General features: G+C 70.6%; 27 protein-coding genes. 16 read left to right on the top strand and 11 right to left on the bottom strand.

Features of this window, described 5'->3' with window-relative positions:
* Positions 1-20: 20 nt before the first annotated feature.
* The 5 genes from ribH (at position 21) to LX16_RS09695 (ending at position 3,502) form a co-directional block, all read left to right on the top strand.
* Complete coding sequence (gene ribH / locus LX16_RS09715; RefSeq protein WP_147136312.1) at positions 21-491, top strand: 6,7-dimethyl-8-ribityllumazine synthase; 471 nt, start codon at positions 21-23, stop codon at positions 489-491.
* A 59-nt stretch (positions 492-550) separates the two neighbouring features.
* On the top strand, positions 551-814 hold the full coding sequence (locus LX16_RS09710; RefSeq protein WP_147136309.1) for a phosphoribosyl-ATP diphosphatase: 264 nt from the start codon (positions 551-553) through the stop codon (positions 812-814).
* 126 nt (positions 815-940) lie between these two features.
* Entirely contained in the window at positions 941-1,780 is an 840-nt protein-coding gene (hisG, locus tag LX16_RS09705; RefSeq protein WP_147136306.1) for an ATP phosphoribosyltransferase, read from the top strand.
* Positions 1,777-2,781 carry a DMT family transporter gene (locus tag LX16_RS09700; protein ID WP_147136302.1) on the top strand — a complete coding sequence of 335 codons (1,005 nt, stop codon included), beginning with the start codon at positions 1,777-1,779 and terminating at the stop codon, positions 2,779-2,781. The genes hisG and LX16_RS09700 overlap by 4 nt, the downstream gene beginning before the upstream one ends.
* The gene (locus tag LX16_RS09695) at positions 2,759-3,502 is read left to right on the top strand and encodes an SIR2 family NAD-dependent protein deacylase (RefSeq protein WP_147136298.1); all 744 of its coding nucleotides are present in this window, start codon (positions 2,759-2,761) and stop codon (positions 3,500-3,502) included. The genes LX16_RS09700 and LX16_RS09695 overlap by 23 nt, the downstream gene beginning before the upstream one ends.
* Before the next feature lie 43 nt (positions 3,503-3,545).
* On the opposite strand, the gene LX16_RS09690 is transcribed toward LX16_RS09695, so the two are convergent.
* The 6 genes from LX16_RS09690 to LX16_RS09665 form a co-directional block, all read right to left on the bottom strand.
* Positions 3,546-3,755, bottom strand: coding sequence for a hypothetical protein (locus LX16_RS09690; RefSeq protein WP_147136295.1), 210 nt, complete (start codon positions 3,753-3,755; stop codon positions 3,546-3,548).
* Between the two features lie 53 nt (positions 3,756-3,808).
* Positions 3,809-4,654, bottom strand: coding sequence for an alpha/beta hydrolase family protein (locus LX16_RS09685; protein WP_147136292.1), 846 nt, complete (start codon positions 4,652-4,654; stop codon positions 3,809-3,811).
* Positions 4,655-4,779: 125 nt separating this feature from the next.
* A complete protein-coding gene (locus LX16_RS09680) occupies positions 4,780-5,112 on the bottom strand; it encodes a hypothetical protein (RefSeq protein ID WP_147136289.1) in 333 nt (110 codons plus the stop codon).
* Positions 5,109-6,467, bottom strand: a complete 1,359-nt coding sequence (locus LX16_RS09675; protein WP_147136286.1) for a PH domain-containing protein — start codon at positions 6,465-6,467, stop codon at positions 5,109-5,111. Before LX16_RS09675 ends, LX16_RS09680 begins: the two co-directional genes overlap by 4 nt.
* On the bottom strand, positions 6,464-6,967 hold the full coding sequence (locus LX16_RS09670; protein ID WP_147136283.1) for a PH domain-containing protein: 504 nt from the start codon (positions 6,965-6,967) through the stop codon (positions 6,464-6,466). The genes LX16_RS09675 and LX16_RS09670 overlap by 4 nt, the downstream gene beginning before the upstream one ends.
* A 38-nt stretch (positions 6,968-7,005) precedes the next feature.
* On the bottom strand, positions 7,006-7,212 hold the full coding sequence (locus LX16_RS09665) for a hypothetical protein (RefSeq protein ID WP_147136280.1): 207 nt from the start codon (positions 7,210-7,212) through the stop codon (positions 7,006-7,008).
* 198 nt (positions 7,213-7,410) lie between these two features.
* Here LX16_RS09665 and LX16_RS09660 point away from each other — a divergent pair, with 198 nt between their 5' ends.
* From LX16_RS09660 to LX16_RS09620, 9 genes are all read left to right on the top strand, one after another.
* Positions 7,411-8,532, top strand: a complete 1,122-nt coding sequence (locus tag LX16_RS09660) for an AAA family ATPase (RefSeq protein WP_147136275.1) — start codon at positions 7,411-7,413, stop codon at positions 8,530-8,532.
* 21 nt (positions 8,533-8,553) lie between these two features.
* Positions 8,554-9,516: a DUF58 domain-containing protein gene (locus tag LX16_RS09655; RefSeq protein WP_425304421.1), complete on the top strand. Its 963-nt coding sequence runs from the start codon at positions 8,554-8,556 to the stop codon at positions 9,514-9,516.
* Positions 9,513-10,463 carry a VWA domain-containing protein gene (locus LX16_RS09650; protein ID WP_147136269.1) on the top strand — a complete coding sequence of 317 codons (951 nt, stop codon included), beginning with the start codon at positions 9,513-9,515 and terminating at the stop codon, positions 10,461-10,463. The genes LX16_RS09655 and LX16_RS09650 overlap by 4 nt, the downstream gene beginning before the upstream one ends.
* 128 nt (positions 10,464-10,591) lie before the next feature.
* The gene (locus tag LX16_RS09645; RefSeq protein ID WP_147136265.1) at positions 10,592-11,296 is read left to right on the top strand and encodes a beta-ketoacyl-ACP reductase; all 705 of its coding nucleotides are present in this window, start codon (positions 10,592-10,594) and stop codon (positions 11,294-11,296) included.
* A gap of 41 nt (positions 11,297-11,337) precedes the next feature.
* Entirely contained in the window at positions 11,338-12,120 is a 783-nt protein-coding gene (fabI, locus tag LX16_RS09640) for an enoyl-ACP reductase FabI (RefSeq protein WP_147136261.1), read from the top strand.
* Between the two features lie 61 nt (positions 12,121-12,181).
* Positions 12,182-13,213: a ferrochelatase gene (locus LX16_RS09635; RefSeq protein ID WP_147136258.1), complete on the top strand. Its 1,032-nt coding sequence runs from the start codon at positions 12,182-12,184 to the stop codon at positions 13,211-13,213.
* 15 nt (positions 13,214-13,228) lie between these two features.
* Positions 13,229-14,008, top strand: a complete 780-nt coding sequence (locus LX16_RS09630) for a hypothetical protein (RefSeq protein ID WP_147136255.1) — start codon at positions 13,229-13,231, stop codon at positions 14,006-14,008.
* Between the two features lie 58 nt (positions 14,009-14,066).
* The gene (locus LX16_RS09625) at positions 14,067-14,501 is read left to right on the top strand and encodes an NfeD family protein (protein ID WP_147136252.1); all 435 of its coding nucleotides are present in this window, start codon (positions 14,067-14,069) and stop codon (positions 14,499-14,501) included.
* The gene (locus LX16_RS09620; protein WP_147136249.1) at positions 14,501-15,697 is read left to right on the top strand and encodes an SPFH domain-containing protein; all 1,197 of its coding nucleotides are present in this window, start codon (positions 14,501-14,503) and stop codon (positions 15,695-15,697) included. The genes LX16_RS09625 and LX16_RS09620 overlap by 1 nt, the downstream gene beginning before the upstream one ends.
* Before the next feature lie 56 nt (positions 15,698-15,753).
* Here the strand turns inward: LX16_RS09620 and LX16_RS09615 are convergent, their stop codons facing one another.
* The 5 genes from LX16_RS09615 to LX16_RS09595 all read right to left on the bottom strand — a co-directional run bounded on the left by LX16_RS09615 (position 15,754) and on the right by LX16_RS09595 (position 20,023).
* Entirely contained in the window at positions 15,754-16,311 is a 558-nt protein-coding gene (locus tag LX16_RS09615; protein WP_147136246.1) for a DUF6886 family protein, read from the bottom strand.
* Positions 16,312-16,350: 39 nt separating this feature from the next.
* The gene (locus tag LX16_RS09610; RefSeq protein ID WP_147136244.1) at positions 16,351-17,775 is read right to left on the bottom strand and encodes a sensor histidine kinase; all 1,425 of its coding nucleotides are present in this window, start codon (positions 17,773-17,775) and stop codon (positions 16,351-16,353) included.
* Position 17,776: 1 nt separating this feature from the next.
* Positions 17,777-18,568, bottom strand: a complete 792-nt coding sequence (locus LX16_RS09605; RefSeq protein ID WP_147136240.1) for a response regulator transcription factor — start codon at positions 18,566-18,568, stop codon at positions 17,777-17,779.
* Positions 18,569-18,634: 66 nt separating this feature from the next.
* Positions 18,635-19,369 (bottom strand): TIGR03089 family protein, encoded by a 735-nt coding sequence (locus LX16_RS09600; RefSeq protein ID WP_147136238.1) that lies wholly within the window; start codon positions 19,367-19,369, stop codon positions 18,635-18,637.
* Between the two features lie 27 nt (positions 19,370-19,396).
* The gene (locus LX16_RS09595; RefSeq protein WP_147136235.1) at positions 19,397-20,023 is read right to left on the bottom strand and encodes a TetR/AcrR family transcriptional regulator; all 627 of its coding nucleotides are present in this window, start codon (positions 20,021-20,023) and stop codon (positions 19,397-19,399) included.
* 122 nt (positions 20,024-20,145) lie between these two features.
* On the opposite strand from LX16_RS09595, the gene hisI reads away from it, so the two are divergent.
* Both hisI and LX16_RS09585 read left to right on the top strand, forming a co-directional pair.
* A complete protein-coding gene (gene hisI, locus LX16_RS09590; RefSeq protein WP_244615742.1) occupies positions 20,146-20,508 on the top strand; it encodes a phosphoribosyl-AMP cyclohydrolase in 363 nt (120 codons plus the stop codon).
* On the top strand, positions 20,505-21,023 hold the full coding sequence (locus LX16_RS09585) for a Trp biosynthesis-associated membrane protein (RefSeq protein WP_147136229.1): 519 nt from the start codon (positions 20,505-20,507) through the stop codon (positions 21,021-21,023). The genes hisI and LX16_RS09585 overlap by 4 nt, the downstream gene beginning before the upstream one ends.
* Positions 21,024-21,101: the final 78 nt, after the last annotated feature.

The following is a 21,101-nucleotide window of genomic DNA, read 5'->3' as shown; positions in this document are numbered from 1 at the left end:
ACACCGAACGGAGACATGACATGGCAGGGCACGGAACACCGGAACCGGGCGTCGTGGACGCCACCGGACTGCGACTGGGGATCGTCGCCACCCGCTGGCACGCCGAACTGGTGGACCAGATGATCGACCGCGCGACCGCCGCGGCGAAGGCCTGCGGGGTCGAGGCGGTGGACGTCCACCGGGTGGCCGGTTCCGTCGAACTCCCCGTGGTCGCCCAGGCCCTCGCCCGCCGCCGCGACGCGGTGGTGGCGTTGGGCGTGGTCGTGCGCGGCGAGACGGCGCACTTCGACTACGTGTGCCGGTCGGTGACCGACGGCCTCACCCGCGTGGCGCTGGACGAGGGCACACCGGTCGCGCACGGCGTGCTGACCGTCGAGAACGACGCACAGGCCGTCGACCGCGCCGGGTATCCCGACTCCGCCGAGGACAAGGGCTGGGGCGCCACCGTCGCCGCCCTCGACGCGGCGTTGGCGATCCGGGCGATCGGCTGACCCGAAAACCGGTGGTCCGGGTGGTGTCCCAACCGGTGGACTTGGCAGAATGGCCGGACGTGAAAACGTTCGAAGAGCTCTTCGCCGAACTCACCGACAAGGCCGCCACCCGGCCCGCCGGTTCCGCGACGGTGGCGGAGCTGGATTCCGGCGTCCACGCGATCGGGAAGAAGATCGTCGAGGAGGCCGCCGAGGTGTGGATGGCCGCCGAGCACGAAGGCGCGGCGCGCACCGCCGAGGAGATCTCCCAACTGCTGTACCACCTGCAGGTACTCATGTTGGCCGCTGGCCTCGACCTCGAAGACGTCTACCGTCACCTCTGACATCCGCCCCGGTCACGCCGCCGTCCGCCCCGGCCGGCGCCCTGGCCCGAGCGGGGAGACCCACCGGACAACGCGGCCGTCGCGGTCGTATGGCCCACCACGTCGATCGGGAAGGACGCGGATCACATGCTGCGCATCGCACTGCCAAACAAGGGGGCCCTGTCGGAGGCCGCCGGCCGCATGCTCGTCGAGGCCGGATACCGGCAGCGCCGGGTGACGAAGGACCTGACCGCCACCGACTCCGCCAACCGTGTGCAGTTCTTCTACCTGCGGCCACGGGACATCGCCACCTATGTGGCATCCGGCGACCTGGACCTGGGCATCACCGGTCGCGACCTGCTGGTGGACTCCGGCGCCGACGCCGAGGAACTGCTCGCCCTCGGGTTCGGCGCCTCCACCTTCCGCTACGCCGGGCGGCCCGGCACGACCGTCGAGGACCTGGCGGGCAGCCGGATCGCCACCTCCTTCCCGGGCATCGTGGAGCGTGACCTGAGGGCCGCCGGACGTACCGCCTCGGTGATCCGCCTCGACGGCGCGGTGGAGAACGCGGTGAGCCTCGGCGTAGCCGACGTCGTGGCCGACGTCGTCGAGACCGGCGCGACGTTGCGGCAGGCCGGGCTGGAGGTCTTCGGTGAGCCGATAATGGCGTCGGAGGCGGTCCTGATCCGGCGCACCGGCGCGGACGACGACCCCCGCGTCCAACCGGTGTTGCGCCGGCTGCAGGGCGTCCTGGTGGCGCGCAGCTACGTCATGTTGGCCTACGACGTGCGCGCCGAGTCGATGGAGAGGGCGGTGAGTCTCACCCCCGGCATCGAGTCGCCCACGGTGTCGCCGCTGCACCGGGAGGGCTGGGTGGCCGTCCAGTCGATGACACCGCGCGCCGAGGTGCACCGGATCATGGACGAGCTGTACGCCATCGGCGCGCGCGGCATCCTCGTCACCGACATCCTCGCGTGCCGGATATGACCGCCGTCCCCCTGCCACGCGGCGCCGAACGCCGTGGCGTGCCGCCCTGGTTGGCGCTCGCACTGGTCGTGATCGGCGGAGCGGGGGCGGCGGCCCAGGTCGCCGTCAACGCCGAGCTGGGCACCCGGCTCGACTCGCCACTGTCGGCGACGGTCGTCAGCAACACGGTCGGCGGGGCGATCTTCGTCGTGGCGTTGTGCGTGTTCCCCCGGGTACGGGAGGGCGTCGCGAGGGCCTGGCGCGACCGGTTGCCGTGGTGGCTCTACACCGGCGGGATGTTCGGGGCCGTCTTCGTGTTCGCGGGCGCCTACGCCGGGCCGCTCGTGGGCGTCGCCGTGTTCACGGTGGCGCAGGTCTGTGGGAACTCGCTGGGAGCACTGGCGACCGACGCCGCCGGACTGGGACCCGGCGGCCGGTTGCGGGTGACCCCGGCGCGCCTGTTGGCGGCGTTGTCGGCGATCGGCGCGGTGGCGGTGGCCCAGGCGGGCCGGGACGTGACCGGCCGGATGTGGTGGCTGGTGCCGGTGATCATGGTGATCGGCGCGTCCCTGGCGTTGCAGGGCGCGTTCAACGGGCGGGTCAACGAGATCACCGGGAACCCCGTGTCGACCGGGTTCGTCAACTTCGTGTCCGGTACCGGTGTGCTGTACGTGGTCACCGCCGTCATCGCGGTGCTGGGCGGCGTCCCCGGTGTCACGCTCCCCGCCGAACCGTGGCTGTACCTGGGCGGGGTCTTCGGGGCGGCACTGGTCGTGTTCTCGATGATCGCGGTACGGGTGATCGGGGTGCTGCGCATGGCCCTGGGCATCCTGGCGGGGCAGCTCGCGGGCGCACTGGTGCTGGACGTCGTGCTGGGACACCCGCCCTCGCCGTGGGTGGCGGCGGGGGTCCTGTTGACGGCGGGCGCCGTGGCGCTGGCGAGCATGTCGCGTGCGGCGCAGACTGGTACCTCACCGGGACAGCCCGTAGCCTCGAAGCATGAATCTGTCAGACGTTCGTGATCTGATCACCGGAGCCGACTCGGTCACCGTGCTCACCGGTGCCGGTGTCTCGACCGAGTCGGGCATCCCGGACTACCGCGGGCCGAAGGGCGCCTGGACCACCGACCCCGATTCGGCGAAGTACGTCGACATCGAGTACTACGTCCGGGATCCGGAGATCCGCCGCCGGTCGTGGCTGCGCCGGGGCGAGCATCCGGCGTGGACGGTGGAGCCCAACCCCGCCCACCACGCCCTCGTGGAGCTGGAGAAGACCGGCCGCCTACGGGCACTCATCACCCAGAACATCGACGGTCTGCACCAGAAGGCGGGTTCCAGTCCCGAGGCGGTGCTGGAGATACACGGCAACATCTTCGGCGTCGAGTGCATGGAGTGCGACGCGTTGACCACGATGCGGGCGGCCCTGGACCGCGTGGAGGCGGGCGAGCCGGATCCGCACTGCCTCGACTGCGGCGGCATGTTGAAGTCGACGACCATCTTCTTCGGACAGAACCTCAAGCCGGAGGTGTTGCGGGCCAGTGCCGAGGCGGCGGCCGACTGCGACGTGTTCGTCGCGGTGGGCACCTCGCTGACCGTGTTCCCGGCGGCCGGACTGGTCGACGTCGCGGTGCAGTCGGGGGCACGACTGGTGGTGTGCAACGCCGAACCGACGCCATACGACCGCAAGGCGACGGCGGTGGTGCGGGAACCGATCGGGGAGAGCCTGCCGGCGATCCTGGTCTGAGGCCCGCGTCTATCCCCGGTCGGGCGCCGATGATTCGGGAGTCCTAGCGGCGGGGTGTCCGGTGGGTCTCGGGGTTGGGCTGCCGCCGGTCTGGGTCGGGGTATCCCGGTCGCTCGTCCTCGGGCAGCGGGATCGACTTGTCCTCCTCGACCAGGTCGTCGCGAAGCGCGTCGGCGCGCCGGTCGGACTCCCGGGCGGGTTCGGAGCGGTGGCGTTCCTCGTCGGGGTCGGGTGCCTTCTCGTGGTGTTCCATGGGTTCCACGGTATGCAGGCTCCGGTCGGCCGGGGGCGGTTCCGCCGAATCGGTCACAGGGTGCCGGCGAAGTCCGTCACGTGTTTCAGCAGTGGTTCGGACGCCCGCGCCCAGCTGAAGTGGTCGAGCCTGGCTCCGGCCTCGGCGTGCGTGTAGTGGTGCTCGGTCAGTCGTGTCCCGGTGAGTTTCGCGGTGAGATGGCGCGACGTCGCGGGCGGTGTGAACCGGTCGCCGTCCACGGTGACCGCCAACAGGGGCAGCCCTATCAGTCCGAGCGCCGGGTCGAGGTCCTCGCCGCCGATCGGCACGAACCGTCCGAACCGGACGGTGTGTGCCCAGTCCCGGATGACGCCGCGGGTCTGGCGCCCCGCGAAGCCGTGACCGGGCCAGTGGCCGCGTACCCGGCTGGCGATCCGCATGCCGTGCGCCAGGGTGTACAGGACGGGCGCGCGCCGGCCGTACAGCGCGTGGTAGGGGATACCGCAGGCGACGAGTGCCAGCCCGTGTATTCCGCCCGGGTCGTCGCCGGTGTGCCGGCGCCGCGCCAGTAGCAGGCTCGCGATGTGGCCGCCGAGACTGTGGCCCATGAGCAGCACGGTCCGGTCGCCGAGGTCGGGGCGCAGTACGTGAAGCAGTTCCTCGGCGTCGTCGACCAGTTCGGCGTATCCGTAGTCGACGGTGCGGGTGGCCTTGGGGGTGCTGGTCCCGGTGCCGCGCAGGTCGGCGACGGTGACGTCGTATCCGAGGTCGTGGAGGGCGGTCGCCATCCGGCGGTAGTAACCGGCGGGGACGCCCATGGCGGGCAGCAGGACTACGGCGTGGCGGCCCGCGGCGGGGTAGCGGTGGTAGCCGAGCCGTTGGCCATCGCGGTGGAGGAAGTGCTGCTGGAAGCCGGTCACGCGGCAATGTTACTCGACGGTAATGAACTGTGGAGCGTGGCGGCGCGCAACACGTGATATATCGAACCCGAGGCATCCGCGTGGAGGCGCACACCCGACCCGCGGCGACCTGCCGGAGGCCCCGGTCAGGCGCGCCCGGACGGCGCGCCGCGGCCGAACTCGGTGGCCGACAGGACGGCGGGCGACATGCGCAACACCTCCACCCGTCCGGCCAGCGGAGTGTCCTCCACCGCGACCGTCACGCGGGTGACCACCGCCGCGCGTCCCTCCAACGTGATCGACAGGTGCTCCTCATCGACGCGACGCCACCGCAACGCCTCCACCTGGGAGGTTCCCGGCCTGGCGAACTCGTGACTGCCGGTGCCGTCCTCGTGGAAGCACAGCACCTCGTCCTCGAACGCGCTGTAGTACAGCCCCGAGCCCTCCGCCGACCACTCACCGATCACGACGTCGGTCACCGCCGCGTCGCCTCCCGGATCCGTCGCGCCGTGGTCAACGCCTCGCCGACGTCGCGGTGCTTGGCACGGGTCGGCAGTGTGAGGCCACCCGCGATGTCCACGTGGACGGTCGCCAGGCGCAACCACCGCTGCCGGCGCCCCTGAGTCACGCGCACGCTCTGGATCCGGGCGAGCGGGACCGCGACCAGGGTGGGGGAGATGCGGCCGGACCGGCAGACGAACAGGTCCTCCGTCAACCCCATGCCCAACGCGGGCCGTCCCACCGGCGCACACCACGACGCCCGCTTCGGCGCCGGCGCCAACGGCACGGCGAGGACGTCCGGGCCGGAGAGGGCCGTGGACGCGACACCACGGGCCTGCGCCAGGTCCCCGACCGGCAGCAGGAACGCCCCGGAGGTCTTCTCCTCGGGTCCGTCGCCAGAATGTCCCGCGTTGGCCGCCCGGACCTGGACCCAGCCCTTCCAGCGCCACAGCCGCGGCCAGCGGACGACCACCGCCGTGATCCGGTGCAACGGCACGGTCTGGGTGCGACGTTCGGTCAGGCCCCGGCGGATCCGCAACGAGTCCGCCGACGGGTACAGCCGGAAGTCGTAGTTGCCCGCCGCGCGGGCGATCGGCTGGAGCAGCGTCCCGGCGGTGGCGGTGATCAGGCCGGCCAGGCCGAAGAAGCTCATGTCGGGTTCCCACACGAACAGGGCCACGGTCACCGCCGCCGCGACCGGCACCACGACGAGTTGTGAGCTGAGCATCTGGCTGACCACGAGGTCGCGGGTCGCGACCACCAGCGCGGGGTCGTCCGGCTCGGTGGGGGTGTCCTGCGCCTCGTCGTCTTCGGTGGTGGCCTCGGGGAGGCGGCGTGACAGGTTCAGCAGTGTGGTGCGGAGTCGTTCGGCGGCCGGGAGCGGGAGGTAGGCCAGCGGCGCCTCGGTCTTGGTGCCGCCGGTGACCTCCATGCGCAGGTCCGCCAATCCCACCAGGCGGGCCAGCAGCGGTTGGCGTACCTCCACCGACTGGAGACGTTCCAGGGGGATGGTGCGGTGGCTGCGGATCAGTACGCCGGTGGTGATGCGCAGTTGGCCGTCGTGGAGCTGGTATCCGGTGTAGAACCAGGTCAGGGTCGCCCAGACGAGTCCCAGTACACCCACACCCAGCACGATCAGGGCGCCCACGTCCACGCCGAACCGGGCGAAGCCCTGCCATGAGATGGCCGCGATGACCACCCACAGCGTCTTCACACCGTGTAGTACGGGTGAGAACGGGTGGAGGCGGTGCCTGGGTGTTTCCTCGACGCCGGCGGCCTCGGCGGGTGCCTCGGTGTCGGTCTCGGTGCCGGGGGCGGGATCGTCGGCCGTCACAGTCCCTCACGTTCCCGTTCGGCGCGCGCGGCGAGCCGGTCCCGCAGACCCGCCGCGTCGTCCGGCGGGAGACCGGGGACCGTGGAGTCGCTGGTGGCCGCCGCGGTGTGCAGTTTGACGGTCGCCAGATCGAACATGCGCTGGAAGGGGTTGGCGCTGACGTCGATGAACTGCATGCGGTTGTAGGGCACGATCGACAGCCGTTTCGTCCATACGCCGTGCCTGATCAGCAGGTCGTCCTCCCGTTCGGCGTAGCCCCAGGACCTGACCGCGCGGCGGGTGAGCAGCGCGCGTACGAGCAGGATCGCGGCGGCGGTACCGGCGACGAGTTGCGGCCACGGGCCGGGCCACCACAGCCAGGCCGCCAGGGTGGCACCGGCGGCGAGGGGGACTCCCACGGCGAGCAGGCCGAGGATCCGTACCGGCACCAGCCGGGGGGACACCGGCCGCCAGTCGACGTCGCCGGGCCAGGTCTCCCATACGGGGTGCTGTGCTGACATCCGTCAAGCTTAGGGCGGCGGGGTGGGACCGGACGCGGTCACGGTGGGTCGACCGGGAGCGCGGTGGTCTGGAGTGGGAATCCGCGGCGGGTGAGGAAGTCGCTGAGGAATTCATGATGGTCGTCACACGCGAGCCACGTCTTGTGCCGGTCGCCGGTGTGGATGGCGGGGTTGCGCCAGCGGAGCTGCCGGGTGGCGGTGTTGCGGCAGCGTCGGGCGGAGCAGATCCGGTCGGTGTCGGTCACCCGACCAGTGTGACCGACGGCCGCGGGGTGGTGCGGTGGCCGGTGGCGGCGGGAACGGCGACCCCGCCACGCGGTTGGCGGGATCGCTGAATAATGGGGCGGTGGGGCCGGGTGCGCCGGCGTCACGACCGGGCAGGGCGGGCGACCGCCGCTTAACTAAGATCGTCGGGACAGCTCGACGCGACTGGAGGCCACCGCATGACCGACACCGAGCCGACCCGCACTCCGGCGCAGGACGCCGAGCTGCTCGAAAAGGCGTTGTTCGAGATCAAGCGGGTCATCGTCGGTCAGGATCGCATGATCGAGCGGATGTTCGTGGCGTTGCTGGCGCGTGGCCACTGTCTGCTGGAGGGTGTGCCGGGTGTGGCCAAGACCCTGGCGGTGGAGACGCTTGCGCGGGTGGTCGGCGGCAACTTCGCCCGGATGCAGTTCACCCCCGACCTGGTTCCGGCCGACATCATCGGTACCCGGATCTACCGGCAGTCGAGTGAGAAGTTCGACGTCGAACTGGGGCCGGTCTTCGTCAACTTCCTGCTGGCCGACGAGATCAACCGTGCGCCCGCGAAGGTGCAGTCGGCGATGTTGGAGGTCATGAGCGAGAAGCAGGTGTCGATCGGGGGCGAGACCCACAAGGTGCCCGATCCCTTCCTCGTCATGGCGACTCAGAACCCGATCGAGCAGGAGGGTGTGTATCCGCTGCCGGAGGCGCAGCGTGACCGGTTCCTGTTGAAGATCGTGGTGGGTTACCCGACCGACGCCGAGGAGCGGGAGATCGTCTACCGGATGGGTGTGGCGCCGCCGCGGCCGGAGCCGGTGTTCCAGGCCGACGACATCCTGCGGTTGCAGGCGAAGGCCGACGGCATCTTCATCCACAACGCCCTGGTGGACTACGCGGTGCGGCTGGTGTTGGCGACCCGTCGTCCGGCGGACTTCGGGGCGGGCGACGTGGCGGGGCTGATCCAGTATGGTGCGAGTCCGCGCGCGTCGCTGGGGCTGATCCGGGCGACCCGGGCGTTGGCGGTGCTGCGGGGTCGCGACTACGCGTTGCCGCAGGATCTCCAGGACATCGCCGCCGACGTGCTGCGGCACCGGTTGGTGTTGTCCTATGACGCCTTGGCCGACGGGGTTCCGGCGGAGGACATCGTGGAGCGGGTGATGGCGGCGGTGCCGCCGCCGACGGTGACGCCGCGGCAGGACGCCGACGCGCGGCAGCAGCATCACGTGCCGCCGCACGGTGGTGTGACGACCCATCAGTCTCCCGGCGGCCAGTCGCCGTCGAGGCCGGCGGGGTCGGGTTGGCCGGCGCCGGAGAGCCGGTAAGCCGTGCGGGACGCCGAACTCCTGGCGTTGAGCCGGGGTGCCGGGCGGGGGAAGAACGCCGTCGAGCAGCTCAACCACCTCCAGTTGTTGATCAACAACAAGTTGGACGGGCTGCTGCACGGCGACTATCTGGGGTTGCTGCCCGGTCCGGGAACCGAGCCGGGTGAGTCGAGGGAGTACCGCCCCGGCGACGACGTCCGGCACATGGACTGGCCGGTGACGGCCCGTACGACGACCCCTCACGTGCGTACCACGATCGCCGACCGGGAGTTGGAGACGTGGATGGCGGTGGACCTGTCGGCGAGTCTGGACTTCGGTACCGCCAGGTGCCTGAAGCGGGACCTGGCGGTGGCGGCGACCGCGGCGATCGCGCATCTGACGGTGCGCGGTGGGAACCGGATCGGTGCGGTGCTGGGTTCGGGTGGGCCGCCTTCGGTGGTGCCGGCGGCGCCGGGGCACTCGGGTGCACAGTTGTTGCTGCGGAAGGTCGCGGCGATGCGGCCGGAGCTGCCGTCGACGAGTGGCCGGTGGGGGCGGCGGAAGGTGGTGGCTCCGGGCCGGACCGATCTGTCGGTGTTGGTGGACAGGCTGCACCGGCCGCCTCGGCGGCGGGGGTTCGCGGTGGTGATCTCGGACTTCCTGGCGGAGGACGGTTGGGAGCGTCCGATCAGGAAGTTGTCGGTGCGGCACGACGTGTTGGCGATCGAGATCGTCGATCCCCGTGAACTGTCGCTTCCGGACGTGGGGATCATTGAGTTGATCGATCCCGAGACCGGTGTGGTGCAAGAGATCCAGACCGGTGATGCAGAGTTTCGCCGTAGATACGCGGAGGCGGCGGCCCGGCAGCGCGAGCAGATCGCGGCGTCGTTGCGCAGGGCCGGGGCCGCCCGGTTGCGGTTGTCCACCGATTCGGACTGGTTGCGCGACATCGTCCGGTTCGTCGCTTCGCAGCGTCACGCTCGTACGAGAGGAACGACCCGTTGATCCGGTTTCTTGAACCGTGGTGGCTGCTGGCGGTCTTGCCGGTGTTGGCGCTGATCGGCCTGTACGTGTACGCGCAGTTGCGGCGGAAGTCCTACGCGGTGCGGTTCAGCAACGTGGAGTTGTTGAGCCGGATCGCGGCGAAGGGACCCGGGTGGCGTAAGCACCTGCCGGCAGCGGTGTTGCTGGGTGCGCTGCTGGTGATGTCGACGGGGATGGCGCGGCCGTCGGTGGACACACAGGAGCCCACGGAGCGGGCGACGATCATCCTGGCGTTGGACGTGTCGTTGTCGATGGAGGCCGAGGACGTCTCTCCGACCCGGTTCGAGGCGATGAAGGAGGCGGCGGGCGAGTTCGTGACGGAGTTGCCGCCGCAGTACAACGTGGGGTTGGTGTCGTTCGCGAAGTCGGCGAACGTGGTGGTGTCGCCGACGAAGGACCGCAACCAGATCAAGTCGGCGATCGAGGGGTTGTCGCTGGACAGGGCGACGGCGCTGGGTGAGGCGATCTTCTCGTCGTTGCAGGCGATCCAGTCGGTGCCGCCGGACGGTACGCAGGAGTTGGCGCCGGCGCGGATCCTGTTGCTGTCGGACGGGTACCGCACGGCGGGCCGGTTGGTGGAGGACGGCGCGGAGGCCGCGGAGGCGGCGAACGTGCCGGTGTCGACGATCGCGTTCGGGACCGACGCCGGGACGGTGGAGATCGACGGTCAGGTGACTCCGGTTCCGGTGGACCGGCAGACGCTGGCGGACGTGGCGGAGTTGACCGGGGGCACCTTCTACGAGGCGGCGTCGGTGGAGGAGCTCAAGGACGTCTACGCCGACATGGGTTCGTCCATCGGGCATCGCACGATCGCGGTGGAGATCGCGCAGTGGTTCATCGGGGTGGCGTTGGTGTTGGCGTTCGCGGCGGTCGTCATGAGTCTCATGTGGACTTCTCGGGTGCCTTGACGGCGGCCCGCGGGTGTGCATCCGGGACGGTCGGCGGCGTCGGCGCAGGGCACCGGGACAGCCGTCACCTGGCTCCGCGTACGATCTGAGGCGTCGTTGACCGTGCGTTACCGAAGGAGGTTCGGGCCGTGCCTCGGACCGTGCTTGTCACTGGCGGAAATCGTGGAATCGGTTTGTCGATCGCGCAGGCGTTCGCCAAACAGGGCGATCGGGTGGCGGTGACACACCGCGGCAGCGGCGCTCCGGACGGCCTGTTCGGTGTGCGGTGCGACATCACCGACACCGCCGAGGTCGATGCCGCGTTCACCGAGGTGGAGAACGAGTTGGGGCCGGTGGAGGTCCTGGTGGCCAACGCCGGGATCACCGACGACACGCTCCTGTTGCGCATGAAGGACGAGCAGTTCGACCGGGTGATCGACACGAACCTGGCGGGGGCGTTCCGGTGTGCGCGCCGCGCCTCGGCCAAGATGCTGCGCGCGAAGTTCGGCAGGATGATATTCATCTCCTCGGTCGTGGGGTTGTACGGCAACCCCGGGCAGGTCAACTACGCCGCCAGCAAGGCGGGGCTGGTGGGGGTGGCCCGTTCCATCACCCGGGAGCTGGGCAGCCGCAACATCACGGCGAACGTGGTGGCGCCGGGCTACGTCGAGACCGACATGACCGCCGAGCTGCCGGTCGCGCAGCGTGATGCATACGCTAAGGCGATACCGGCGGGGCGTTTCGCCACCGGTGAGGAGATCGCCAACGCGGTGTGCTGGTTGGCGTCGGACGGGGCCGGTTACGTCAGCGGCGCGGTGATCCCGGTCGACGGCGGCCTCGGAATGGGCCACTGACGAGTGGTGTGGCAACGGAAGTCTGAGCTGAAGGAGTGCATGTGCCCGGTTTGCTGAATGGGAAGCGTTTGCTGATCACCGGTCTGATCACCGAGCAGTCTTTGGCGTTCGGCGTCGCGAGACTCGCCCAGGAGGAGGGCGCCGAGGTCGTACTCACCGGTTTCGGGAGACTGTCGCTGGTCAACCGGATCGCCGCGCGCCTTCCCAAACCCGCCCCGGTGATCGAGCTGGACGTGACCGACACCGCGCAGCTGGACGGCCTCGCCGCGCAGGTACGGGAACACACCGACGGCCTCGACGGCGTGCTGCACTCCATCGCCTTCGCGCCGCCGTCGGCGCTCGGCGGCGGTTTCCTGACGGCCCCGTGGGAGGACGTGGCGACGGCACTGCAGGTGTCGGCGTTCTCGTTCAAGTCGCTGGCGGTCGCCACACTGCCGCTGCTGACGCCCGGCGCCGGCATCGTCGGCATGGACTTCGACGCCAGGCAGGCGTGGCCGGTCTACGACTGGATGGGCGTCGCCAAGGCCGGCCTGGAGTCGGTGACGCGGTACCTGGCCCGCGACCTCGGACCCAAGGGCATCCGGGTCAACCTGGTCGCCGCCGGACCCCAGCGCACCATGGCCGCCAAGTCGATCCCCGGATTCGAGCAGTTCGAGCGTGCCTGGCAGGAGCGGGCACCATTGGGGTGGAGCCTCACCGACTCGACGCCGGTCGCCAAGGCGGCGCTGATGTTGATGTCGGACTGGTTCCCGGCCACCACCGGTGAGATCGTTCACGTCGACGGCGGTTTCCACGCCGTGGGCGTGCCGGTCGGCGACGCGTGATGTACCGTCGCGCCGCGCTTTCGGGAGACCACTACACGAGTTCCGGGAATTCTTCGACCTCATGACCTACGACGCATTGCTGATCGTCTCTTTCGGCGGACCCGAGAGCACCGCCGACGTGCTGCCGTTCCTGCGGAACGTCACCCGGGGGAGAGGCATCCCCGAGGAGCGGCTCGCCGAGGTCGCCGAACACTACTACCACTTCGGCGGTGTCTCACCGATCAACCAGTGGTGCCGTTCGCTGATCCAGGCACTGCAGGCCGACTTCGCCGCCAACGGAGTGAACCTGCCGATCTACTGGGGCAACCGCAACTGGCCGCCCATGCTCGTCGACGCGGTGCAGCGCATGACCGGTGACGGCGTCAAACGGGCGTTGGCGTTCACCACGAGCGCCTACGGCTCGTACTCCTCGTGCCGCCAGTACCTGGAGGATCTGGCGGCCGCCCGGGCGGCGGTCGGGAGCCGGGCGCCGGTGATCGACAAGATCCGGCACTTCTTCGACCACCCCGGGTTCGTGCAGCCCTTCGCCGACCACCTGCGGCACTCCATCGACCAGGTGCCGGCCGAGGCCGAGGGCCACACCCGCGTGCTGTTCACGGCCCACTCGATCCCGCTCGCGATGAACGACGTGTCGGGTCCGGAGGGCGCGCGTTACACCGACCAGGTCGCCGAGACCGCGTCGCTGGTGATGGAGGCCGCCCGGTCACGGCTGCCCTACGACGTGGTGTGGCAGTCACGGTCCGGGCCGCCGGAGTCGAAGTGGCTGGAACCCGACGTCAACGACCACCTGGAGCGGCTGGCCGCCGAGGGTGTCAAGGCGGTCGTGGTGTCACCGATCGGTTTCCTCAGCGACCACCTCGAGGTGCTGTGGGACCTCGACAACGAGGCGGCCGAGACCGCGCGCCGACTCGGCATGTCCTACCACCGGGCGGGAACGCCGGGCCTGGACGCCAGGGTGGTGACGATGGTGCGGGAGTTGGTCGCCGAACGCACCGACGGTGTCGCGGTGAAGCGGCTCGGGAAACTGCCGTTGTGGAACCCCAACGACGACGGCTGCTGTCCCGCGCGCCGCCCGCCGGGCATGGGCCGCTGACCGCGGACGCCGGCGATGAACGACAAGGCGGCGCTCATCGGACCCGCGGTGCGGTTGGTGCCGTGGCTGCGGGCCTGGCGTGCGGGCGGGGTCTCACTGGACGACGTGGTCACCGCGATCACCGGTGGGGGCCTGTCGGGAGTCGACCAGCACGTCGTCGACACCGCGGCGCCGGAGGTCCCGCAGTCGTTGATGAACGGGTTGGCGGTGTTGTCGGCGGTCCCCGCCGACGACATCCGGCTGGTGTTGCCGGTCCCCGGCGACGTCCGGGGGCTGCCCCGGGCCGGACGGTTCACCGAACTGGCCCTCGCCTCGGGTGAGGCCGTCCGAGCCGGGAGGGTCGGGCTGGTGCCGCAGTGGCGGCACCACACGTCCGGGTCCGGTGACAGCTGGTCGACACTGACGTGGTGGCGGTGCGAGCTGCCGGATGAGCTGCCGCCGGTGGAGGTCGTCCCGGTCGGTGAGGCCGACCTGGCGCTGTCCGAGGCGCTGCGCGAGTGCACCCGCAGGCTCACCGCCCTGGACGTGGCGGCGTGGAACGGGGGCGGCGGCGAGCTGGCCGGCCTGCGTGACTTCGCCGAACGTCAGTTGCCCACCGGTTTCGACTCGCGCGCCCGGCTGCTGTACGCGCGCTCGCTGTTCCTGGACCACGCCCTGGAGGTCGCGCGGCGCGACGGCATGGGGGGTGCGGTCACCGCCGCCGAGGCCCAGGCCAGGTCGGAGGCGTTGCGTCCGCTGGCCGCCGCGTGCCGACAGGCCATCGGGGCGGCTTGCCACGCTCGGATAGGTTGGTGACCTGTCGCCCGACCAGGCGACACATGCGGATCTCTTCGATTCATGACAGGCTATATAGGTGGAGTGGATTATCTGGCTGTTGGTGGCCATCGGTTTGGGAATCGCCGAACTGTTCACCCTCAGCTTCGTCCTGTTGATGCTGGGCGGCGGTGCGGTGGCCGCGGCCATCGCGGCGGCCCTGGGTGCCCCGGTGGAGATCCAGGCACTGGTGTTCACCGTGGTGTCGATCCTGGCGCTGGTGGTGGTCCGCCCGGTGGCGCGCCGGATGCGGGAGAACCGCACCGACCCGGCCGCGGGCATCGGCCTTCAGGCGTTGGAGGGCGGCAGCGCGCTCGTGCTGGAACGCACCGACAACCATAACGGTTTGATCAAGATCGACGGGGAGACGTGGACCGCCCGTTCGTTCGACGGCGACCAGGTACTGGAACCGGGAGAAGAAGTGAAGATAGTGGAAATCCGCGGCGCGACCGCGATGGTGTGGAGGCAACCGTAATGGACAATCCGATCGGTCTGCTCTTCGTGGGCCTGGTGGCCCTACTGGTGATCATCGCGTTCTTCAAGATGGTCAAGATCGTGCCGCAGCAGCAGGAGTTCATCGTCGAACGGCTCGGGAAGTACACCCGGACCCTCACGCCCGGAATGAACTTCCTGGTGCCGTTCCTGGACGCGGTCCGCGGCCGCATCGACAAGCGCGAGCAGGTCGTCAGCTTCCCGCCGCAGCCGGTGATCACCTCCGACAACCTCGTGGTCTCGATCGACACCGTCATCTACTACATGGTGACCGACTCGGTGCGCGCCACCTACGCCATCGCCAACTACCTGCAGGGTGTGGAGCAGTTGACGGTGACGACGCTGCGTAACGTCGTCGGTTCCATGGACCTGGAGACGGCGCTGACCAGCCGCGACACCATCAACAGTGCGCTTCGCGTCGTGCTCGACGAGGCCACCGGCAAGTGGGGCATCAAGGTGACCCGGGTGGAGATCAAGGCGATCGACCCGCCGCCGAGCGTGCGTGACTCGATGGAGAAGCAGATGCGCGCCGAACGCGACAAGCGCGCCGCGATCCTGACCGCCGAAGGGAACCGGCAGTCGCAGATCCTGTCGGCCGAGGGTGAGCAGCAGGCCGCGATCCTGCGCGCCCAGGGTGACCGGCAGGCCCGGATCCTGCAGGCGGAGGGTCAGAGCAAGGCGATCGAGACGGTGTTCTCGGCGATCCACCGCTCCAACCCCGACGAGAAGCTGCTCGCCTACCAGTACCTCCAGACGCTGCCGCAGATCGCCGCGGGTGCCTCGAACAAGGTGTGGGTGGTCCCGGCCGAGCTGACCCGGGCGCTGGACGCGTTCGGCAACGCCATGGGTGGGGTCACCGGCGGCATCGGCGGCGGATTCGCCTCCCGTGCCGACTCCGACCGGGACGACGTCGAGGACGTCGAGGACGAGGAGGTGGAGGAATCCGACACCGAGCCGGAGCCGGACTCCGCCGAGACCCGCAGGCTGCCCGCCTCGCCGCACGTGTCGGCGCCCGACTTCACCGCCGGTGACGCGGCCCGTCAGGTGCTCGACACCCCGCCGATCCCGCCGACCGGGACGATGCCGGTTCCGCCGCCGCCTCCGGTGGGTGGCACCGCGCCGCTGCCGCCGCCTCCGCCGCCGGCACCGCCGCGGCCCGACCAGCCGCCGCCGGTCTGACCGACGATTCGACGGCCCCGTCCCGGTTCACCGGGGCGGGGCCGTCGCCGTGTGGGTCAGGTCCCGTCGCGGCGGGGGAGCGCGTTGCGCAACCGGATGCCGGAGAATCCGGCGGTCGACCCCACCACCTCGTCCCACCACGGCCACAGCCGGTCCACCACCCGCAGTTGGATGTCCGCCTCGGCGTGCAGCGCGAACAGGTCGCCGACCGGTTCTGCGGGCCCGAGCGGTGTGACCGGTGAGGTGCTGACCCAGGCGGCGGCACCGTAGACGGCCGACTCGGCGGGCCCGAGCGGACGGAACGCCTCGGCGGGCATCCGGTACGCGAACAGGCGGTGGTCGGCCATGGCGGCGAGCCATCCGTATTCGACGGTGTGGACTCGTGGCGCGCCGGGGCCCAGCAGCCGGTCCCGGTCGGCGGGGGTGGTGTCGGGTTCGGCCCACGCCATCGCGCGCGGGCAGTGCCTCGGGAACCAGTAGTCGCAGGACCGGGCGTGGTCCACGGCCCACACGTACGCCGGTTCGACGCGCTGGGTCGCGGCCCGGCGCGGCGTGAACCGGTCGATGTGCGGGTCCTCGGAGAAGTGCAGGAGTTCGCCTGGACGGGGGCGCATGACGTCAGGCTACGACACGCCTCCTCAAGACCCGAACTCTTATCCGGTCGGGGGTTCTCCGGGCGGTGCCAACGGCAGGACGAACCTGAACACGGTGCCGGCGCCGGGCTCGCTGTCGAGTTCGACACGTCCGCCGTGTGACTCCACTATCGACTTCACGATCGACAGGCCCAGCCCGGTGCCGCCGGTGTCCCGCGACCGGGAGTCGTCGGCGCGATAGAACCTGTCGAACACGCGCGGCCGGTGCTCGGGGGCGATGCCGGGCCCGTTGTCGGCGACCGACACCACGGCCACGGGGCCGTGCTGTTCGGCCACGACCCACACGCTGGTGCCCGGCGGAGTGTGGGTGCGGGCGTTGGTCAGCAGGTTCCCGACGACCTGCCGCAGCCGGGCGTCGTGGCCCATCACGATCAGCGGCGCCGGTGCGCGTACCGCGATGTCGTGGCCGTCGTCGGTGGCGCGCGCGTCGTCCACGGCGTCGTAGGCCAGTTGCCGCAGGTCCAGGCGCCGCAGGGTCGGCGACGTCTCCTGGTCGAGTCGCGCCAGCAACAGCAGGTCGTCGACCAGCGCGGCCATGCGGTGGCTCTCGCCCCGGATGCGTCCCATGGCGCGGTCGAGCGTCGGCCCCGGAGGCGCGCCGCCCGACTCGTACAGTTCGGCGTAGCCGCTGATCGCCGCCAGCGGGGTGCGCAGCTCGTGGGAGGCGTCGGCGACGAATCGGCGCAACCGGGCCTGTTGGGTGTCGCGTTGCGTGATCGCGTCCACGAGTTTGGACACCATGATGTTGAGCGCGGTCGCGAGTTTGCCGATCTCGGTGCGTTCGCTGTGGGAGGGGAGCCGCCGGGTCAGGTCGCCGTCGGCGACGCCGACTGCGGCGTCGATCATGTCGGTCACCGGCCGCAGGCCGCGCCGGGTGATCCACCAGGCGGCGCCGATGCCGACGACCAGGACGGAGGTGACCGTCACGATCATGACGAACATGAGATCCTGCTGGACCGCGTCGACCTCGACCATCGGCATGGCCGCGACCATGGTCACCGGTATCGCACGGAGCCGGGGCGCGAACAGCGGGGATATCGGCTGCGACCGCATCCGGTAGTCGACCCCGTGGTCGAAGGAGCCGACCCTGACCGGGTCGAGGACGGTTCCCGGGTCCTCCTGCAGTGCCGGAAGTGCCAGCGGCTGATCGGGGTAGCCGGCCGGGACGGCGTGTAGCAGCTTCCCGTCGGGTCCGAAGAACATCACCGCGATCGGCTGGTACGCGGCCGGTTCGGTGTCGCTGGCGGTGGTGATGTCATCGGTGCTGATGATGTCGGACGCCTGGTGCATGAACTCCGACAACTGGGCGTCGATCCGGCTGGTCATGACCCTGGTGACGGCCCCGATGGCGACCGAACCGATGACGAACGTCGCCGCGCACAGCAGCGCCGCCATCGCCAGGATCAGTCGGGTCTTGATCGCCATGTCAGGGCCGGGGCACCCGCAGGATGTACCCGGCTCCCCGGACCGTGTGGATGAGCGCGGGATCGGTGGAGTCCACCTTGCGGCGCAGGTACGAGATATAGGTCTCCACTATGGAGCTGTCGGCCTCGGTCTCGTAGCCCCACACGTGCCGCAACAGGTCGGCGCGGGACAGCACCTTGTTGCTGTTGACCGCCAGATGGTGCAGCAGCCGGAACTCGGTGGGGGACAGGTCGATGGGGCGGCTTCCCCGCCACACCTGCCGGGAGTCCATGTCCAGGACGATGTCGGCCACCGCGACGGTGTTACCGAAGGAGCCGGTCCTGTCCATGGTGCGGCGCAGTACCGCCTCCACGCGCAGGCACAACTCCTCCAGCCTGAACGGTTTCGTCAGGTAGTCGTCGCCGCCCGCGCCGAATCCGTCTCGCAGGTCGGTGGGGGCGTCCCGCGCGGTCAGGAACACGATGGGCACCTGATGTCCCGCCGCCCGCAGCCGCGCCGCCACGACGAAACCGTTGAAGTCGGGCAGGTTCACGTCCAGCACCATCAGGTCCGGCCGGGCCTGCGTGGCGACCTGCATGGCCTCCGACCCCGATCTGGCCACCTGCACCTGGTAACCGGCGAAGGTCAACGAGTCCAGCAGCAACTCCGCCAGGACCGGTTCGTCGTCGACGACCAACAGTCTCGCCGGGGTCCCGTCCTCGTGTCGCGGAGCCGAGGGACGGCCCGAGGCCGGCTGATCGACCCTGGGACCGGGACTTCCCGTCACGTCACGCTCAAAGTGCTGGTGCGGCATCAGCCCATTGTCACCTACCCGACCGAGGCCGCCACATCGTGATCATGAGAGGCCACCCACATGCGGTCAGCCGACCCGCCTGGCGCGCTCGGTGGCGGCACGCTTCTCCAGGTCGGAGTCCTCGGAGTTGCGGCTCAACACCACCGAACCCCCGACGGCCAGCGGCAGCAGCAGCCAGTCCAGCGGCCGCAACCGTTCACCCGCGAACATGAGCCGTTCCCCCTCGGTGACGCCCAGTTCGACGGCCCGCGCCTCGGCGGCCTCGACCAACTCGCCGTGAGTCCGGGACGCCCCGCCGGGCAGCCCCGTCAAGGCGGTCGTGTCGGCGCCCACCGGCGTGGGCGGCGTGAACCGGTCACCGTGGCCACGGACCTCGGCCAGGAAGTCCACCATGCCGCCGGTCTTCGCCGTCTCCGCCGCCTCACCACGCAGACCCACCGCCAGGGGAGCCGTCGAGACGACGTAGACCTGGTCGGCGTTCTCCGGTTCGTCCATCAGGTCCTCGGAGACGAACGCGATGTCGGCGGGGCCCTCGGCGAGGTGTCCCACCGCCAACCCGGCGCGCCAGTGCGCGACCATGATCGCCCCGGCGAGCCAGTGCGGCGGCAGGCGCAGCACCCCGACCGCGCCGGCGTCCAGGCCGGCCTCGTCCACCAGCAGGTTCGCGGTCTTGGCCACCCAGTTGTCGAACGTCAGGTAGGAGAGTTCGGTGCGTTCGCCGGTGGCGTCGTCGTAGTAGGTGATGAACGGGCGGGCCGGGTCGGCGGCGGCCGCCCGATCGAACAGCGTGGCGATGTCCATGCCCGCGATTGTGCCCGCCGTGTCGCCTCAGGCGTCGTGGGGCAGGCCCAACTCGGCCGGGTCGGCCGTGAGGTACCGCTGGATCGTCGGCCCGTACATCACCGCGAGCGCGTCGGCGTCCATCGCGCGTAGCGCCCGGAAACCCATGAGGTTGCGGGTCAGCGCCAGCCCCAGCAACTGGGAGGCGATCATGCTGCCGCGGGTCTCCACGTGGTCCACCGGCACGTCCAGATGCCGCACCGCGTTCTTGATGATGTGATTGATCACGAACTGTTCCACGAGGGTGGACATCGTGCGGTGGTTGATCGCCGAACGCAGGAACGCCGCCGCGCGGTTGCCGCCGGGGGAGTCCCAGATCCCGATGAAGGTGCGGACCAGTCGCTCACCCACGCCCTCCACACCCGGGCCGAAGACCGTGGGCACCAGGTCGGCTGGGTCGAACGGCGCCTCGACCGCGGCCAGGAACAAGCGGTCCTTGGTACCGAAGTAGTGGTGGATCAGCGCCGGGTCGACCCCGGCGGCGGCGGCGATCCGGCGCAGCGAGCCCCGCTCGAACCCGTCCGCGGCGAAGACGTCGCGTGCGGCGGCGAGGATCTCCTCGCGGGTGTCGGGGCTGCCGGGCCGGCGGCCACTGCGTTTCGGTGCGTTCGCCACGACACGAAACCCTAGCCACCGGCCGTGGTCGCGTGATGCGGGGCCGGTCGGGGCGCGTGACGGATCATGCTCTCGTCCGGCCCCGTGTCGCCGAGGCCGTGCCGGTCGGTCAGAATCGAGCCGTGGGAGCACAGTCGTCACTTTCCCCCGGCATCGCCGACCGGCTCAAACGCGACGCCGCGGGGCTGGTCGCCGCGATCGTCCAGCGACACGACACCGGGGAGGTGCTGATGCTGGCGTGGATGGACGACGAGGCACTGCACCGCACCCTGACGACCGGCAGGGCCACCTACTACTCGCGCAGCCGACAACGGTACTGGGTCAAGGGCGAGACCTCGGGGAACGTGCAGCGGGTCGTGTCGGTCGCGCTCGACTGCGACGGTGACGCCCTGCTGGTCCGTGTCGACCAGCACGGGCCCGCGTGCCACACCGGCACCGCCACCTGCTTCACCGGCCATGAACTGCCCGTGGAGGTCGAGTCGTGACCGACCGGCGCGGTATGGCGTCGGCGGTGGTGTCCGGGATGGCCGCCGCCGGTGTCGGCTGGTACGCCGCCACCCGCACCTGGCGGGAGGTCGTCCGTGATCGCCCGTTCCCGCTCCCGGACGAGGTCGTCGCGCAGACCGGCGGCGCGATCGCGCCGTGGGCGGTACCGGCGGCGCTGGTGGCGTTGGCGGCGGCCGTGGCACTGGTGGCCACCGGTGGTGTCGCCCGGCGGGTGGTCACCGTGGTGTGGGCGGCGGCCGGGCTCGCCTCGGCGGCGGCCGGCGTGGTCGGTGTGGTCGAGGCCCCGGGCGTCTGGCCCGCGGTCGTGGCGGGCGCCGGTGTGGCGGTCGTGGTCGTCGCCGGGTGGGCGTGGCGGCGCCACCGCGACTGGCCGGGGATGTCGGCGCGCTACGACGCGCCCGGGCGTCGGGACGCCGGCCCCGCAGATCCCGCCGACCCGGCGGCGCTGTGGGACGCCCTGGACCGGGGCGGCGACCCGACCCGGCCCACCTGACCCTCCATTCCCGAACGTCACACCGGGCACGCCGGTCACGCCTCCACCGATACCGGTGCGGTGAGTGAAGATCCGCTT

Origin of the sequence: Stackebrandtia albiflava (genome assembly GCF_007994225.1) — a bacterium.
Lineage (GTDB): Bacteria > Actinomycetota > Actinomycetes > Mycobacteriales > Micromonosporaceae > Stackebrandtia > Stackebrandtia albiflava.
This window is presented reverse-complemented; position numbering and strand designations above follow the sequence as displayed.